This is a genomic window from Oerskovia sp. USHLN155 (assembly GCF_037145535.1).
Classification (GTDB): Bacteria; Actinomycetota; Actinomycetes; order Actinomycetales; family Cellulomonadaceae; genus Oerskovia; species Oerskovia rustica.
The window spans coordinates 80,623-95,477 of record NZ_JBBCXG010000003.1 but is presented as its reverse complement, the minus strand read 5'-3'; the positions used below and the strand labels follow the sequence as shown (position 1 = coordinate 95,477).

Below are 14,855 nucleotides of genomic sequence, written 5' to 3'. Positions count from 1 at the left end.
AGCGCCGCCAGGGCCTGCGGACCTCGGGGGCGCGGGGACCCGCGGCAGGGGCGGAGGCCCGGGTGCGGCTTCGGGTCAGGCGCGACCCGGGCAGCGCGCCGGAGCGCGGCACCGTCCAGGGCGGCACGGAGCCGTCCGTCCAGGTCCACCGGCAGTCCCCCGACGGCAGGCAGCGGCGCTTACGGCGCGTGGCCGCCCGGCGCTGGCGCCCGGGTCACGTCCTGCGGGTGGGCGCCACGACGTACGACCTGCGCCCCCGTCCCGACCTCGACGAGTGGGACGTCGTGAGCGGGCTCGCCCACCCGGCCCGGCCCGTGCCGCGCGGACTCCTCGACCCGGCGTCGATCACGATGGCGATCACGCCGGCCGTCGGGTCGCTCGCGCTCGCGGCGGGCACGCGCCAGCCCGTGTTCGCTCTCCTCGCTCTGGTGGGCCCGCTCACGCTCCTGGTTGCCCTGCTCTCCCGACGGCGTCGCACCGCCGCGCGCGGACCGCGCGGCACGGAAGGGGATCACGCCGTGCCGCACGCGTCGGCCCCCGGGAGGGCGGGCGCCGACCCGGCGCGCCCCGCGGAGGGGGCCAGGGCGGCAGGACGTCGCCCGTCACCCCAGCCGTCGTCGCAGCACGAGCGCGCACCTGTCCCGGGCGCCGTGCTCGACCGGTCGCGCTACCCGGCCCCGCACCCGGCCGACCTCATGACCGCAGCGTTCGCCGCCCATCACGCGACCGAGGCCCGTTCCCCGGCCACGTCCCCGGTCGCGGACGCGCAGCCCCTGGGTGGGCCCGCACCCCGGGACGTCGTCCCGAACGCCCAGGGTGCCTGCCTGCCCGACGGCTGCGTGGCCGTCGTCGGCCCCCGGGGCGCCCGGCTGGCGGCCGCCCGCACCCTGCTCCTCGCCCAGGTCGCCTCGGGGGCCGAGGTCGAGGCCGTGCACCCGGACGACCTGGCGCCGGACTGGTCCTGGCTGCGCTGGCTGCCCGGCGCCCGCCGGAGCGACCTGGTGGCGCGTGCTCCCCAGGACGAGGGCGGGAGCGGGAGCGGGAGCCGCCCGCGGCCGGTCCGGGTCGTCGTGGTGGACGTCCCCCCGGGGCCCGGTCCGGGGAGCCCGGGCGCGACGTCCGGTCGCCTGGCCGAGGCCGTCGAGACATGGTGGGCACGACGGACGGGGACCGAGCGGCTGATCCTGCTCGCCGCCGACCGCCGGTCGGTCCCGGCCTGGTGCCGCACGCTCCTCGACACGGCCCGGCACACCTGGCACCTGGCCGACGGCACGGTCGAGCCCGCCCCGGAGGTCGGGGTCGGGGTCGACCGGGCCGAGCGGTACGCGCGCCACGTCGCCGCCGCGGCACGCCTCGGCCGCTGGCCCGCCGGTGCCGAGCCCGTTGGACCCGTCGACCCCACGGATCCCGCCCACCCCGACCTCGCCGCGAGCGTCTCGCTCGCCGGGCTCCTGCACGTACCGCTCCCCCACGAGCCCGGCGCGTGGCCCGCCTGGGTCGCCGCCCGGTGGTCGCCCCCTGCGGCTCGCCCCCGCCCGGGACTCGACGTCCCGATCGGCACCGACGCGCAGGGCAGGACCGTCCAGGTCGACCTGGTCCGCGACGGTCCGCACGCCCTGGTCGCCGGGACCACGGGGGCGGGCAAGTCCGAGCTGCTCCAGTCCCTCGTGCTGGCGCTGGCCCTCACGAACAGCCCGCGCAACCTCGCGCTCGCGCTCGTCGACTTCAAGGGAGGGGCGGGCTTCGGCGCCTGCGCAGGACTCCCGCACGTCGTCGGGCAGGTCACGGACCTCGAACCGGGGCTCGCCGGACGAGCGCTGACCGGTCTGCGCGCCGAGCTGCGCCGACGTGAGCACGCGCTCGCGGAGGCCGGCGTGTCCGACATCGACGACCTGCCCCGCGGGGCGCTGCCCCGGCTCGTCGTGGTGATCGACGAGTTCCGGGCCCTCGCCGACGACCTCCCCGACTTCCTCCCCGGTCTCCTGCGTCTCGCGTCGCAGGGCCGGTCGCTCGGGGTGCACCTCGTCCTGGCCACGCAGCGCCCCGCCGGGGCCGTGACGGCAGACATGCGCGCGAACATCTCCCTGCGGCTGGCGCTCCGGCAGCTCGACCCGGGCGACTCGCGGGACGTGATCGACTCACCTCACGCCGCACGCATCCCGACCGGTCTCCCCGGGCGGGCGGTCCTGCGACGCGGGAACGGGCCGCCGCTGGCCCTCCAGTGCGCGCACGCGGGGACGGCGGCTCCACCCGCCGACGTCCGGGTGCGAGCCGCCGGGCGATGGGGGGCGCCCCGGGACACGGTCCTCGCCCGTGTCGGGCCTGCGTCCGACCCCGTGACCGACCTCGTCGCGGCCGCGGTCGCCGCGGCGGACGCCGCCCGCCTCCCGGCCCATGCGCCGCCGTGGCTCCCCGCCCTCCCTGCTCGCGTGACGCCGTCGGACCTGGGGGGCGTGCTCCGCGAGGGTGCGGCGCCGGGCAGCCTGCCCCTGGCCCTGGCCGACCTGCCTGACCAGCAGCAGCGTGGCCTGGTCTCCTGGCTGCCCCCGGACGGGCACCTCGCGGTCGTCGGGCGCCCACGCTCCGGGCGGTCGACGGCCCTGCGCGCGCTCGCGGTCTCCGCCCTCGACCGTGGCTGGGACGTCCACGTCGTCGGCGCTGCTCCGACGCTCACGGACGGGCTCGCGCAGCACCCACGGTGCGGGACCGTGGTGCCACGGCACGACGCACGACGGGTCGCGCGCCTCGTCGACCTCCTGCTCCGCGACGCACGGGGCCGCCCGACCCTCGTGCTGCTCGACGACGTGGAGGACCTGCGCGCGTCCCTCGGCCGTCTCGCGTCGGGGGCGGGGGCCGACCAGCTCGGTCGGCTGCTCGCCGAGGGACCGGCAGCGGGCGTGCACGTCGCGCTCGCGGGCGGGTCCCCGGGCCTGGCGGGACTGTCCCAGCGCGTGGGGCCCCGCCTCGTGCTGGCCTCGGCCGCCGTGCCCGACGACGTCGCGCACGGCGTCCCGTCACGGCTCGCGGGGCGCGGTGGTCGCCCCGGGCGGGCGGTGTGGCTCGGGGCGGGCGAGGCCGTCGAGTGCCAGGTGGTCGTCGACGCCGTGCTCGGCGGTACGGCCGAGGTCACCCCTGGATCCGGGGGTCCGACCGGTCGCGACGGGCCGGTGCGGCTGCGCCCGCTTCCCCGGTACGTGGCCGAGACCGACATCGCGGGCACCGAGGTGGCCGGTCACGCCGTCGGTGCGGGCCTGGCCGGCCCCCGCACGTCGGTCCTCTCACCCGTACGCCTGGTCGTAGGACGCGGTGGCGATCATGCGGACCCCGTCCACCTCGACGTCGAGCGCGGCGCTCTCGTCGTAGGTCCCCCGGGCAGCGGGCGCAGCAGCGCTCTGCTGGTGCTTGCGCGCCAGGCTCACGACGCGGCGAGGTTGCGGGCCGTCGTCTCTGCCGACGCCCGGTTCGAGGACCTCGCCCAGGGCGGTGCGCACGACCTTCGGGTGGTCACCGGGCGGTCGTCGGCCGAGGTGCGGGCCGTTCTCGGCGCGCTGCCGGGAGCGGGGCTCGTGGTGGGCGACGTGGTCGTGGTCGACGACCTGGACCTGCTGGTCCAGGCGTTCCCTCTCGAGGTGGATTTCCTCACCGACCTGGCGCGGACCGGCGTCACCGTCCTCGCGTCGGCCTCGACCGTGGCGGCCGCAACGGCCCACCGGGGGCCCCTCGCCGAGCTGCGGGGCGCGCGCAGCGGACTCGTCCTGGCCCCCGAGGAACGGGGCAGCAGCGAGGTCTTCGGCAGGCCCTTGGGCTGGTCGGTCGACCCCGAGGTCGCGCCGACCGGTCGGGCGGTCGCGATCCGCGGCAACGAGCTGGTGCCCGTCCAGGTCGCCTCGCCCGGGACGGTCGCGGTCGCGTCGGAGGACGGGCAGGCCGAGGCGCCTCGTGCCGAGGGACCGTCGCGAGCGGGTTCAGCCGTCGGTGCGGGCCGCGTCACGGGTCGTCGCGACGACGACCGGGCGCAGCATGAGACCGACGAGCACGACCAGGGCGAGCGCCATGGTCCCGATCCCGCCGGGCGTGACCTGGTACTGGAGCCAGCTGAAGGCGACCACGACCTGGAGGAGCTGCCAGGTGGCCACGGGTGACCGTGCCCACCGCTGGCCACGGAGCAGGCCACGAGCGCTGGCCCCGAGGACGACCGCGACCCCGAGGCAGAACAGGGCGAGGAAGATCGAGACCCCGGCCGAGAACGAGCCGCCCGAGAGGAGCTCGGCGAGGACGACCACCGCGGCGGCAGCGAGAGCCAACGCCTCGAGGGCGATCCCGGCGACCACGACCCACAGGGCGGGCGGTCTCGCCCCTGCGGGGAGCGTCGCCGACGGGCCCTTCCCCTCCTCGGGGGGCTCGGGGGATGATTGATTCGGGGTGCTCACAGGTGCCACGACAACCCAGCGTACGCGTGACCTGCACCTTCACCGAAGTGTGACCAAGACCTCACGGTTCACCCCGAAGAAACTTTCCGGTAACCCCTTGTGCTGGGCTTCACGAGATGTGAACCTAGTTCAAGCATCAATTACCCCCCACCTGAGCCCGAAGCCCATTGTGGACGTGCGTCCGACACATTCACAAAGTGGCCTTGCTCGCCATGCCAAGGAGACCTCACATGGACTGGCGCCACCGCGCAGCCTGCCTGGAAGAAGACCCTGAGCTGTTCTTCCCGATCGGGAACACCGGCCCCGCCCTCCTGCAGATCGAAGAGGCGAAGGCCGTCTGCCGCCGCTGCGACGTCGTCGACACGTGCCTCAAGTGGGCACTCGAGTCCGGTCAGGACGCGGGCGTCTGGGGCGGCCTGTCGGAGGACGAGCGTCGCGCTCTCAAGCGCCGCACCGCTCGCGCCCGTCGCGCCGGCTGAGCTTCACATACTTTTCTCATAAAGGGCCGTCACCTGCTGGTGACGGCCCTTTATGTTGCCCACGGAAGAGAATTGTCGACCCGTCCGATCCTCCCCGTGAGGCCGATCGTCACCCCTGTCGCGAGCCCGCGCCGTCGCGCAGCACGAGCTCCAGGACCACCTGGGTCCCACCCCCTGGACGGGTGGACCACTCGATCGTCCCGCCCAGCTCGTTCGTGACGAGCGTCGCGACGATCTGCGACCCCAGACCGCTCTTCTTGGCCTTGACGGTGGGCGCGGCACCCGGCAGCGGCATGCCGACGCCGTCGTCCGCGACCACGATCCGCAGGGCCGACCCGCTGCGCCGCGCGTCGATCTCGACCGTCCCGTCCTTGCGGCCTGCGAGCCCGTGCTCGACCGCGTTCGTCACGAGCTCGGTCAGGACGAGCGCGAGCGGGGTCGCGTCCTCGGCCGGGACCAGCCCGAAGCTCCCCGTCTGCACCGTGCGGACCTTGGTGTCGGCCGAGGCGACGTCGGCGGCCAGGCGCAGGGCCCGCCCGCCCATGTCGTCGAACTCGACCTCCTCGTCGAGCGTCTGGGACAGGCTCTCGTGCACCAGGGCGATGGTCGCGACGCGGCGCATGGCCTCCTCGAGCGCCGCCCGCGCCTCCGGCACGTCCATGCGCCGTGCCTGCAGGCGCAGCAGCGCGGCGACCGTCTGCAGGTTGTTCTTGACCCGGTGGTGGATCTCGCGGATCGTCGCGTCCTTGGTGATGAGCTCGCGCTCGCGGCGACGCAGCTCGGAGACGTCGCGGCAGAGCAGCACCGCACCGATGCGCTGCCCCGACTCGGTGAGCGGCAGCGCGCGCAGCGACAGCGCCACCCCACGGGCCTCGATGTCGGTGCGCCACGGCGCCCGCCCCATGACCACGAGAGGCAGGGACTCGTCGACCGGGGTCTGGTGCTCGATGAGGTCGGTCGTGACCTCGATGAGCGAGCGCCCCACGAGCGGCCCGATCACTCCGAGACGGTGGAAGCAGCTCAGGGCGTTGGGGCTCGCGTAGAGCACCTCGCCCTCGGAGTTGAGCCGGATCAGCCCGTCGCCCACGCGAGGGGCGCCCCGGCGGGGGCCGGTCGCCGCGTTGGGTGCGGGGAACTCGCCGCGGGAGATCATCGCGATGAGGTCGTCGGCGGCCTCGACGTAGTTCAGCTCGAGCCGGCTGGGCGTGCGTCCGCTGCCGAGGTTCGTCTGCCGGGCCACGACGGCGATCGCGTGCCCGTTGTGCACGACCGGGATGGCTTCCTCACGCACGGCGTACGCCCCGAACCAGCGGGGCTCGCGGGACCGCTGGGAGCGGGCCTCCGACAGGGCGCGCTCGAGCTGGGGTCGCTGACCGTCGGGGGCCATCGAGCCGACGATGTCGTCGTAGTGCACGGTGGCCCCGGTGCTCGGCCGGCACTGGGACACCGCGACGAAGTTCCCGTCGCCCGTGGGCAGCCACAGGACGAGGTCGGCGAAGGCCAGGTCGGAGATGACCTGCCAGTCCCCGACGAGAAGGTGCAGCCACTCGTTGTCGGCAGGCGACAGCTCGGCATGGCGGGAGATCAAGTCACTCATGGCAGACACGGGCTCCAGCGTACGCATGCACCGGCGCCTTCACTGGATCGACGCCCTTCCTTGGGTAGAGTCGGTCTCCCCGGCGCACCCTGCGCGCCGGTCAGCACGTCCCGAGGAGACCCTGTGCACCTGAGCGTCGATCTGCACTACCCCGCCGGCCTGGAGGACGTCACCCGGATGCTCGCGAGCGAGGCGTTCGTCCGGTGGCGCGCGCAGCGCACGGGCGGCCCGCAGAGCCTCGTGGACCTCGCCGACGTGACAGGGTCGCTCGACGAGGGCTTCTCCGTCGTCGTCCGGCGCACGTTGCCCACGGACCAGATCCCCGGCCACCTGCGCGCGTTCGTGGGGAGCGCGCTCGAGATCCGTCAGGCCGAGGTCTGGGAGCCCGCGGTGGACGGTTCCCGTCGGGGCACGGTCTCGCTCGAGATCACGGGTGCTCCCGTCCGGATGACGGGCACGGTCTCGCTCGTGGCCCTGCCCGACGGCGGCACGCGCCAGTCGTACGAGGGCGAGCTCAAGGCGACGGTCCCGCTCTTCGCGGCGGCCGTCGAGGAGGCCGCCGCGGGCGCCGTCCGGGCCACGCTCGCGTCCGAGGAGCAGGCCGGCGTGGAGTGGCTCACGGCCCCCTGACGGGCCCCTGTCTCGCGACTGCGCGACGGTCCGCGAGGCCCACCAGGGCGCGCCGCGAATCCCATACGCGCGGTCGGTAACCGATAACGATTCGAGCACAGGATCCGACGACGCAACGCTGTGACCTGCGCAGACACTCCCATGGGAGCGTTTCCACGACGTTTGGTCACCTACCGAGGTTGACATCCCGAGAAGCGAGCAGCCACCATCGTGGCACTTCGTGGGAGCGCTACCACTCGAAGGAGCATGGGAGCGCTGCCACGCCGATCATCGACAAGGGAGTCACCGTGCTGAGCAGCACTCGTTCGACCCGCACCCGCACAGCAGCAGCCGCCGTCGCGGGGGTTGCGGCCCTCACCCTCACCCTGACCGCCTGCTCCTCGGGCTCCGGCTCGTCGGACGAGGGCAGCGGCTCGTCCGACGGCGAGAAGGTCACCCTCACCGTCGCGACGTTCAACGACTTCGGCTACACCGACGAGATGCTGAAGTCCTACACCGACGCCCACCCGAACGTCGAGGTCAAGCAGGTCAAGGCCGCGAAGTCCGAGGACGCACGCACCAACCTGACGACCAAGCTCGCCGCCGGCGGCGACGGGCTGGCCGACATCGAGGCCATCGAGGTCGACTGGCTCCCCGAGCTCATGCAGTACCCCGACCTGTTCACCGACCTCACGGACCCCGAGCTCGCGGACCGTTGGGTCGAGTGGAAGTCGCAGCAGGCCACGACCCCCGACGGCAAGCTCATCGGGTACGGCACCGACATCGGCCCCGAGGCCATCTGCTACCGCTCCGACCTGTTCGCCGCGGCCGGGCTGCCGACGGACCGCGCAGCGGTCGCCGAGCTCCTCGGCGGCGCCGACGCCACCTGGGACGACTACTTCGCCGTGGGCAAGCAGTACAACACCGCGACGGGCAAGGCCTGGTTCGACAGCGGCATGGCCACCTACCAGGGCATGGTCAACCAGCTCGACAACGCCTACGAGAACTCGGACGGCACGCCCAAGGACCTCGCGACCAACTCCGACATCCAGGGCCTGTACGAGTCGGTGCTGACCGCGTCCGTGACGGACAACCTGTCGGCCCACCTCGAGCAGTGGTCGGGCGACTGGGACGCCGCGTTCCAGAACGACGGCTTCGCGACCATGCTGTGCCCCGCCTGGATGACCGGCCCGATCGAGGAGCGCTCGGGCGGCGTCACCGGCTGGGACGTCGCCGACGTCTTCCCCGGTGGCGGTGGCAACTGGGGCGGCTCGTTCCTCACGGTGCCCGCCTCCGGCAAGAACGCCGACGCCGCCAAGGAGCTCGCCGCCTGGCTGACCGACCCCGCCCAGCAGACCGCCGCGTTCGAGTCGGCCGGCACGTTCCCCTCGCAGGTCGAGGCGCAGGACTCCGAGGCCGTCCAGGCCTTCACGAACGAGTTCTTCAACGCCGCGCCGGTCGGCGCGATCTTCGTCGCCCGCGCCAACGCGATCGAGGGCGCGCCGTTCAAGGGTGCGAACTACTTCGCGATCCACCAGACCGTCCAGGACGCCATCAAGCGCACCGACGTCGAGAAGACCGACGACGCCAAGGCGTCGTGGGACAAGGCCGTCCAGTCCTTCAAGGACCTGGGCCTGAGCTGATCCGGCGCGCGGGGTGACCCCCACGGGAGGTCACCCCGCGCTCCCCCGTCCCAGCCCGCCGTCGGGCATCGCGTCCCCGCTCGACCCAGCACAGGAAAGTCGGATGAGCGTCCTCACTCCCACCCAGCCCAACCAGGGCCTCGACGGACCGGCACCACGCCCCCAGCGGCGCGTCGGCTTCTCCCAGCGCCTCGGCCGCTGGGACGTCAAGCTCTCCCCCTACCTCTACATCTCCCCGTTCTTCATCCTCTTCGCGATCACCGGGCTCTTCCCCCTCGTCTACACGGCCTTCGTGTCGGTCCACGAGTGGAACCTGCTGGGCGGACAGGGGGACTTCGTCGGTCTCCAGAACTTCTCCGACGTGCTCGCGCAGCCCACCTTCTGGAAGTCGCTGCGCAACACCTTCTCGATCTTCCTGCTCTCCTCCGTGCCCCAGGTCATGTGCGCGATCATCATCGCGGCGCTGCTCGACCAGAACCTGCGCGCGGCGACCTTCTGGCGCATGGGCGTCCTGCTCCCCTACGTCGTGGCCCCCGTCGCGGTCGGCCTCATCTTCGGCCGCCTCTTCGCCGACCAGTACGGCCTCATCAACGGGCTCCTCGGCGTGATCGGGATCGAGCCGATCCGCTGGCACGCCGACGCCCTCGCGAGCCACGTCGCGATCGCCTCGATGGTCAACTTCCGCTGGACCGGCTACAACGCGCTGATCTTCCTCGCCGCGATGCAGGCCGTCCCGCGCGAGCTCTACGAGGCCGCGATCATCGACGGTGCGGGCCGCGTGCGGCAGTTCTTCTCCGTGACCGTGCCCCAGATCCGCGCCACGATCATCTTCGTCATCATCACCTCGACCATCGGCGGGCTGCAGATCTTCGACGAGCCGCGCACCTACGACGCGCAGGGCCTCGGTGGCGCCGACCGTCAGTGGATGACGACGGTCCTCTACCTGTACGACGTCGCGTGGGGCAACCAGAAGAACTTCGGCCGTGCGGCCGCGATCGCCTGGATCCTGTTCATCATCATCCTGCTCATCGGGCTCGTGAACTTCGCGATCACGCGCAGCATCTCGACGTCGGGCCCCAGCAAGAAGGCGCCACGAGCCGTCCAGCGCGCACGCCGCAAGGCCGCTGCCGCCGCCCTGCGCGCCCAGAACGCGACCAGCCCGCGCGGAGGCTCCTCCGCCCGCCGACCCAGCGCGCCCACGAGCGCACCCAACGATCGGAAGAAGCGATGAGCTCGATCCCCGTCGTCGCGCAGACCGCCGGAGCGGGTGCCGCCCGCGCCGCCGCCCGACGCCCGAACCGCCGCCCCGTCCGCAAGGGCACGGGCGGTCACACCCGCCGACCGGGCTGGGTCACCTACACGTTCCTCGGCCTCGTGCTGCTGATCTCGATCTTCCCGCTGTACTTCACGCTGATCCTGGGCTCGTCGACACCGGCCGAGATCTCCAAGGCCGCGCTGCCGCAGCTCCTGCCCGACGCGAGCCTGTTCACGCAGTTCGCCGAGGTCATCGGGTCGAGCGCGATCAACTTCTGGAAGGCGTTCGCGAACTCGGTGATCATCGCGGTCATCACGTCGCTGTCCGTGGTCCTGTTCTCCACGCTCGCGGGCTACTCGTTCGCCAAGCTCCGGTTCCGTGGCCGCGGCCCCCTGCTGGTCTTCGTCATCGCCACCATGGCCGTGCCGACCCAGCTCGGCGTGATCCCCATGTTCATCCTCATGTCCGACCTCGGGTGGATCGGGAAGCTGCAGGCCGTGATCGTGCCCGCGCTCGTCACCGCGTTCGGCGTGTTCTGGATGACGCAGTACCTGTCGGAGTCGCTGCCGTACGAGCTCATCGAGGCCGCACGCGTCGACGGCGCCTCGATGTTCCGGACCTTCTGGTCGATCGCCCTGCCCGCGGCCCGGCCCGCGGCCGCGATGCTCGGCCTGTTCACGTTCGTCCAGCAGTGGACGAACTTCTTCTGGCCGTCCATCGTGTTGAACCAGGAGAACCCGACGCTGCCGCTCGTGGTGCGGTCGCTGCAGGCGAACTACTTCGTGGACTACTCGCTCGTCATGGCGGGCGTGTTCCTCGTGACGCTGCCGCTGATCGTGCTGTTCATCTTCACCGGTCGCCAGCTGGTCGCCGGCATCATGCAAGGAGCTGTCAAGGGATGACCGAGATCATCACCCCCCGCCACCTGGGCGCCACCGACCGCGTCGAGTTCCCCCAGGGTTTCCTCTGGGGCGCCGCGACCGCCGCGTTCCAGATCGAGGGGGCCGCGCACACCGACGGCCGCGAGGACTCCGTCTGGGACACGTTCTGCCGCGTCCCGGGTGCGGTCCTGGGCGGCGACGACGGCGAGGTCGCGTGCGACCACTACCACCGCTTCCGCGAGGACGTCGCGCTCCTGTCCGACCTGAACCTGGGCACCTACCGGTTCTCGTCGTCGTGGGCCCGCGTCCAGCCGGGCGGCGGAGCCGTCAACCAGAAGGGGCTGGACTTCTACTCCCGCCTCGTCGACGAGCTGCTCGCCAAGGACCTCCTGCCCTGGATCACGCTCTACCACTGGGACCTGCCGCAGGCGATCGAGGACCAGGGCGGGTGGACGAACCGCGACACGGCCTACCGCTTCGCGGACTACGCGGTGACGATGCACGAGGCGCTCGGCGACCGTGTCGGGGTCTGGACGACCCTCAACGAGCCCTGGTGCTCGGCGTTCCTCGGGTACACGGGCGGCGTCCACGCCCCCGGCCGCCAGAGCCGTCCGGACGGTCTCGCCGCGGCGCACCACCTCCTGCTCGGCCACGGTCTCGCGGTCCAGGCGCTGCGCGAGCGGGCCCCCGAGGCGAACCTCGGGATCACGCTCAACTTCACGGTCGCCGACCCGCTCGACCCGGACGACGCGGGCGACGTCGACGCGGCCCGCCGCATCGACGGCCAGTTCAACCGGATCTTCCTGGACCCCGTCATCAAGGGCGAGTACCCGGCCGACGTCCTGGCGGACGTCGAGGAGTACGGCTTCGCGGAGCACGTCCAGGACGGTGACCTCGCGATCATCTCGTCGCCCATCGACGCGCTCGGCGTGAACTACTACCACGGTGAGCTGGTCTCCTCGCGGCCCGCGTCGACCACGCTGGACGGCTCTGCGCCGGTCGAGCGCCCGTCGTCGAGCCCGTACCCCGCGGCCGACGGCGTGTTCAACCACCCGCGCGGGCTGCCCGTCACGGACCAGAACTGGGAGGTCCAGCCCGAGGGGCTCACGCGCCTGCTCAACCGTCTCCAGGCGGACTACACGGGCCCCGCGGGGGTGCCGCTCTACATCACCGAGAACGGCTGCGCCTACGACGACGTCGTGGAGAAGGACGGGTCGGTCGACGACCAGAACCGTCTCGAGTTCTTCGACGCCCACCTGCGGGCCGTCAAGGACGCGATCGACGACGGCGCCGACGTCCGCGGCTACTTCGCGTGGTCGCTCCTGGACAACTTCGAGTGGTCCTGGGGCTACTCGAAGCGCTTCGGGATCGTCCGGGTCGACTACGAGACCCAGGAGCGCACCGTCAAGGCGAGCGGGCACTGGTTCGCCCAGGTCGCGTCCCAGAACGCGGTCCCGGCCCGCCCCTGAGGGCGAGCCTGCGAACGTGGCAGTTCTCTCATCCAGGCCTGGCAGGATACTGAGACCATGAGCACCCTGAGTTCCGCGCCGACCCTGGACGAGGTCGCACAGACGGCCGGCGTGTCCCGCTCGACGGCGTCCCGTGCCATCAACGGCGGCCTGCGCGTCTCCCCCGAGGCGCAGGCCGCCGTGGACGCAGCCGTCGCCCAGCTCGGGTACACCCCGAACAGGGCGGCACGGTCACTCGTGACACGACGTACCGACTCGATCGCGCTCGTCGTCCCCGAGCCCGACGAGCGCATCCTCACGGACCCGTTCCTGTCGGGGACGCTGCGCGGGGTCAGCGCGGCGCTCGCGCCCACGGACCTGCAGCTGGTGCTGCTCATCGCCCGGCCCGACGAGCACGCGGGACGCATCGTGCGGTACCTGCGCAGCGGTCACGTGGACGGCGCGATCATCACGTCGCACCACCGCGAGGACGACCTCGAGGGCGCGGTGCTCGCCTCCCCGCTCCCCGCGGTCTTCGTCGGCCGCCCCTTCACCGCGATGGACGACCTGGTCTACGTGGACGTCGACAACGTCGAGGGCGGACGCATCGCGACCCAGCGCCTGATCGACGGCGGCTACCGGCGCATCGCGACGATCACCGGCCCCCAGGACATGACGGCAGGCGTGGACCGCCTCGCGGGGTGGCGCAAGGCGCTGCGCGCGGCGGGCCTGCCCGACGACGCGATCGCCTCGGGCGACTTCGCCGCGGCCGGCGGGGCGGCGGCCATGGAGGAGCTCCTGGACCGCCACCCCGACATCGACGCGGTCTTCGCCGCCTCGGACCTCATGGCCGAGGGCGCGCTGCGCGTCCTGCGCGCACGGGGCAAGTCCGTGCCGGGCGACGTGGCCGTCGTCGGCTTCGACAACCTCGGCGTCGCCGGGGCGACTAGCCCGGCGCTGACGACCGTGCAGAACCCCGTCGTGGAGATGGTCAAGGCCGCGACGGGGATGCTGCTCGACCTCATCGCCGGCCACCCCGTCTCGCGGTCGCCGCGCGTCTTCTCCCCCGAGCTCATCCGCGGGGCGTCGGACTGACCGTGCGCCGCTAGTCGACGTCCCACTGGCCGGGGTGCTCGTCCCCCTGAACGGCGTCCGCACCCCGCGCCGCGACCTCGGCGACCACCGCCGCCGCGATCCCCTCGGTGAGGAGCGCCCCGGCGACGGCGAAGAACACGACGTCCGTGGCGCCGTCGGGACCCATGACGCTGCCGACGACCGCGAGCGCCGTCACGAGCGCCGCCCCCGGCAGCACCACCTTGAGCGCGGCCCGGTGCCCCGCGATCCACCCCGCGTCGCTGGCTTGGGTCGCGGGGGTGCGGATCCCGATCAGACTGTTGCGCGTCATCCGGTCGGTCGCCCCGAGCCAGGCGAGCCACGCGACGAGGAGCGCCACGACGACGATGATCCAGACAGCCAGCACGGGGGCCTCCTCGGCGAGGTCGGTAGTGCGTCGCGGTCGGCGGGCGAGGCCGCGGGTGCACGGCACGAGCCTAGGCCGCACCGCTCGGAGGACGTACGCGCCCGCGCCCGGCGAGACGCTCATGACATACTGACAACCGCTTGTGAAGGTTCTCACAAAGTGGCTCGGTGAGTCGAGCGTCCCCTCCCCGTACCGTCGAGGCACGTCGTGCCGACGCTGACCCGAGCCTGCCCGGGGACCGTTCCACGACCCCTGACGACCGGCCGGAAGGACACGACATGACCGCCACCGCGGGCTCGTCCGCGGAGCGTGCGCTCCCGCCCCTCGTGGTGGCGGGCCTGACCACGCTCTCGACCGTCGACTGGCCCGGCCGGCACGTCGCGACGGTCTTCCTCCAGGGATGCCCGTGGCGCTGCACGTACTGCCACAACCCGGACCTCGTCACCGCCGCGCCGCGCAGCGCGCAGCGAGCGATCCCCTGGACCGACGTCCTGGCGTTCCTCGCGACGCGGCAGGGGCTCCTCGACGGCGTCGTCTTCTCGGGCGGCGAACCGACCCTCCAGGCCGCGCTCCCGTCGGCGATCGCCGACGTGCGCGCCCTGGGCTTCGGCGTCGGGCTGCACACCGGGGGCGCGTGGCCCGCACGCCTCGAGCACGTCCTGCCTCTCGTCGACTGGGTCGGGCTCGACATCAAGGACCTGCCCGACCAGTACGCACGGGTCACGGGCGCTGCTCCCTCGGGCGAGGCCGCGTACCGGTCCCTCGCGACCTTGCAACGCTCGGGCGTCCCGCACGAGGTGCGGACCACGGTCGACCCGACCGTGCACTCGCGCGCCGACGTCCTCGAGCTCTGCGGGCAGCTCTCCGCCATGGGAGTCAGGGGTCACGTGCTCCAGGAGGCGCGCGACCTCGGGACGACCTCCGAGTACGCGGCCGCGCTCGCCGGTCGACGGCTGTCCGACGTCCTGCAGGACGACGACCTGCCCCTGACCCGGCGGCGCACCTGACGTGCCTCGGGGCGGCCTCGTGTCAG

General features: G+C 72.9%; 11 protein-coding genes and 1 pseudogene. 9 read left to right on the top strand and 3 right to left on the bottom strand.

The genetic code is table 11. The features are described from left to right. Window positions 1-350 precede the first annotated feature (350 nt). A pseudogene (locus tag WFH32_RS19275) lies at window positions 351-2,132 on the top strand (FtsK/SpoIIIE domain-containing protein); the annotation flags it as partial. A gap of 1,833 nt (window positions 2,133-3,965) precedes the next feature. On the opposite strand, the gene WFH32_RS19270 reads toward WFH32_RS19275, so the two are convergent. After that, entirely contained in the window at window positions 3,966-4,439 is a 474-nt protein-coding gene (locus tag WFH32_RS19270; RefSeq protein ID WP_404821980.1) for a hypothetical protein, read from the bottom strand. A 221-nt stretch (window positions 4,440-4,660) separates the two neighbouring features. Between WFH32_RS19270 and WFH32_RS05300 the strand changes: the two genes are divergently transcribed. Beyond that, window positions 4,661-4,909, top strand: coding sequence for a WhiB family transcriptional regulator (locus tag WFH32_RS05300; protein WP_030150075.1), 249 nt, complete (start codon window positions 4,661-4,663; stop codon window positions 4,907-4,909). A gap of 109 nt (window positions 4,910-5,018) precedes the next feature. On the opposite strand, the gene WFH32_RS05295 is transcribed toward WFH32_RS05300, so the two are convergent. After that, a complete protein-coding gene (locus WFH32_RS05295; protein ID WP_138827244.1) occupies window positions 5,019-6,506 on the bottom strand; it encodes a sensor histidine kinase in 1,488 nt (495 codons plus the stop codon). Between the two features lie 123 nt (window positions 6,507-6,629). On the opposite strand from WFH32_RS05295, the gene WFH32_RS05290 reads away from it, so the two are divergent. The 6 genes from WFH32_RS05290 to WFH32_RS05265 all read left to right on the top strand — a co-directional run bounded on the left by WFH32_RS05290 (window position 6,630) and on the right by WFH32_RS05265 (window position 13,437). Continuing rightward, a complete protein-coding gene (locus tag WFH32_RS05290) occupies window positions 6,630-7,136 on the top strand; it encodes a DUF2505 domain-containing protein (protein WP_191794193.1) in 507 nt (168 codons plus the stop codon). Between the two features lie 287 nt (window positions 7,137-7,423). Then, window positions 7,424-8,758 carry an ABC transporter substrate-binding protein gene (locus WFH32_RS05285; protein ID WP_191794194.1) on the top strand — a complete coding sequence of 445 codons (1,335 nt, stop codon included), beginning with the start codon at window positions 7,424-7,426 and terminating at the stop codon, window positions 8,756-8,758. A 103-nt stretch (window positions 8,759-8,861) separates the two neighbouring features. Next, window positions 8,862-9,989 carry a carbohydrate ABC transporter permease gene (locus tag WFH32_RS05280; RefSeq protein ID WP_191794195.1) on the top strand — a complete coding sequence of 376 codons (1,128 nt, stop codon included), beginning with the start codon at window positions 8,862-8,864 and terminating at the stop codon, window positions 9,987-9,989. Continuing rightward, entirely contained in the window at window positions 9,986-10,915 is a 930-nt protein-coding gene (locus tag WFH32_RS05275; protein ID WP_138823337.1) for a carbohydrate ABC transporter permease, read from the top strand. The genes WFH32_RS05280 and WFH32_RS05275 overlap by 4 nt, the downstream gene beginning before the upstream one ends. Further along, window positions 10,912-12,363 (top strand): GH1 family beta-glucosidase, encoded by a 1,452-nt coding sequence (locus WFH32_RS05270; RefSeq protein ID WP_336706407.1) that lies wholly within the window; start codon window positions 10,912-10,914, stop codon window positions 12,361-12,363. The genes WFH32_RS05275 and WFH32_RS05270 overlap by 4 nt, the downstream gene beginning before the upstream one ends. A 57-nt stretch (window positions 12,364-12,420) precedes the next feature. Further along, window positions 12,421-13,437 (top strand): LacI family DNA-binding transcriptional regulator, encoded by a 1,017-nt coding sequence (locus tag WFH32_RS05265; protein WP_191794197.1) that lies wholly within the window; start codon window positions 12,421-12,423, stop codon window positions 13,435-13,437. Window positions 13,438-13,447: 10 nt separating this feature from the next. Here WFH32_RS05265 and WFH32_RS05260 read toward each other — a convergent pair whose 3' ends face one another. Beyond that, entirely contained in the window at window positions 13,448-13,822 is a 375-nt protein-coding gene (locus WFH32_RS05260; RefSeq protein WP_191794198.1) for an SdpI family protein, read from the bottom strand. Window positions 13,823-14,100: 278 nt separating this feature from the next. On the opposite strand from WFH32_RS05260, the gene WFH32_RS05255 reads away from it, so the two are divergent. Continuing rightward, the gene (locus WFH32_RS05255; RefSeq protein ID WP_336706406.1) at window positions 14,101-14,829 is read left to right on the top strand and encodes an anaerobic ribonucleoside-triphosphate reductase activating protein; all 729 of its coding nucleotides are present in this window, start codon (window positions 14,101-14,103) and stop codon (window positions 14,827-14,829) included. The last annotated feature ends 26 nt before the right edge of the window (window positions 14,830-14,855 follow it).

What these genes read in the sequence shown, in the direction of transcription:
- WFH32_RS05280 (WP_191794195.1), top strand. Translation starts at nt 8,862, where the DNA reads ATGAGCGTCCTCACTCCCACCCAGCCCAACCAGGGCCTCGACGGACCG.
- WFH32_RS05300 (WP_030150075.1), top strand. Translation starts at nt 4,661, where the DNA reads ATGGACTGGCGCCACCGCGCAGCCTGCCTGGAAGAAGACCCTGAGCTG.
- WFH32_RS05270 (WP_336706407.1), top strand. Translation starts at nt 10,912, where the DNA reads ATGACCGAGATCATCACCCCCCGCCACCTGGGCGCCACCGACCGCGTC.
- WFH32_RS05265 (WP_191794197.1), top strand. Translation starts at nt 12,421, where the DNA reads ATGAGCACCCTGAGTTCCGCGCCGACCCTGGACGAGGTCGCACAGACG.
- WFH32_RS05295 (WP_138827244.1), bottom strand. Translation starts at nt 6,506, where the DNA reads ATGAGTGACTTGATCTCCCGCCATGCCGAGCTGTCGCCTGCCGACAAC.
- WFH32_RS05275 (WP_138823337.1), top strand. Translation starts at nt 9,986, where the DNA reads ATGAGCTCGATCCCCGTCGTCGCGCAGACCGCCGGAGCGGGTGCCGCC.
- WFH32_RS05255 (WP_336706406.1), top strand. Translation starts at nt 14,101, where the DNA reads ATGACCGCCACCGCGGGCTCGTCCGCGGAGCGTGCGCTCCCGCCCCTC.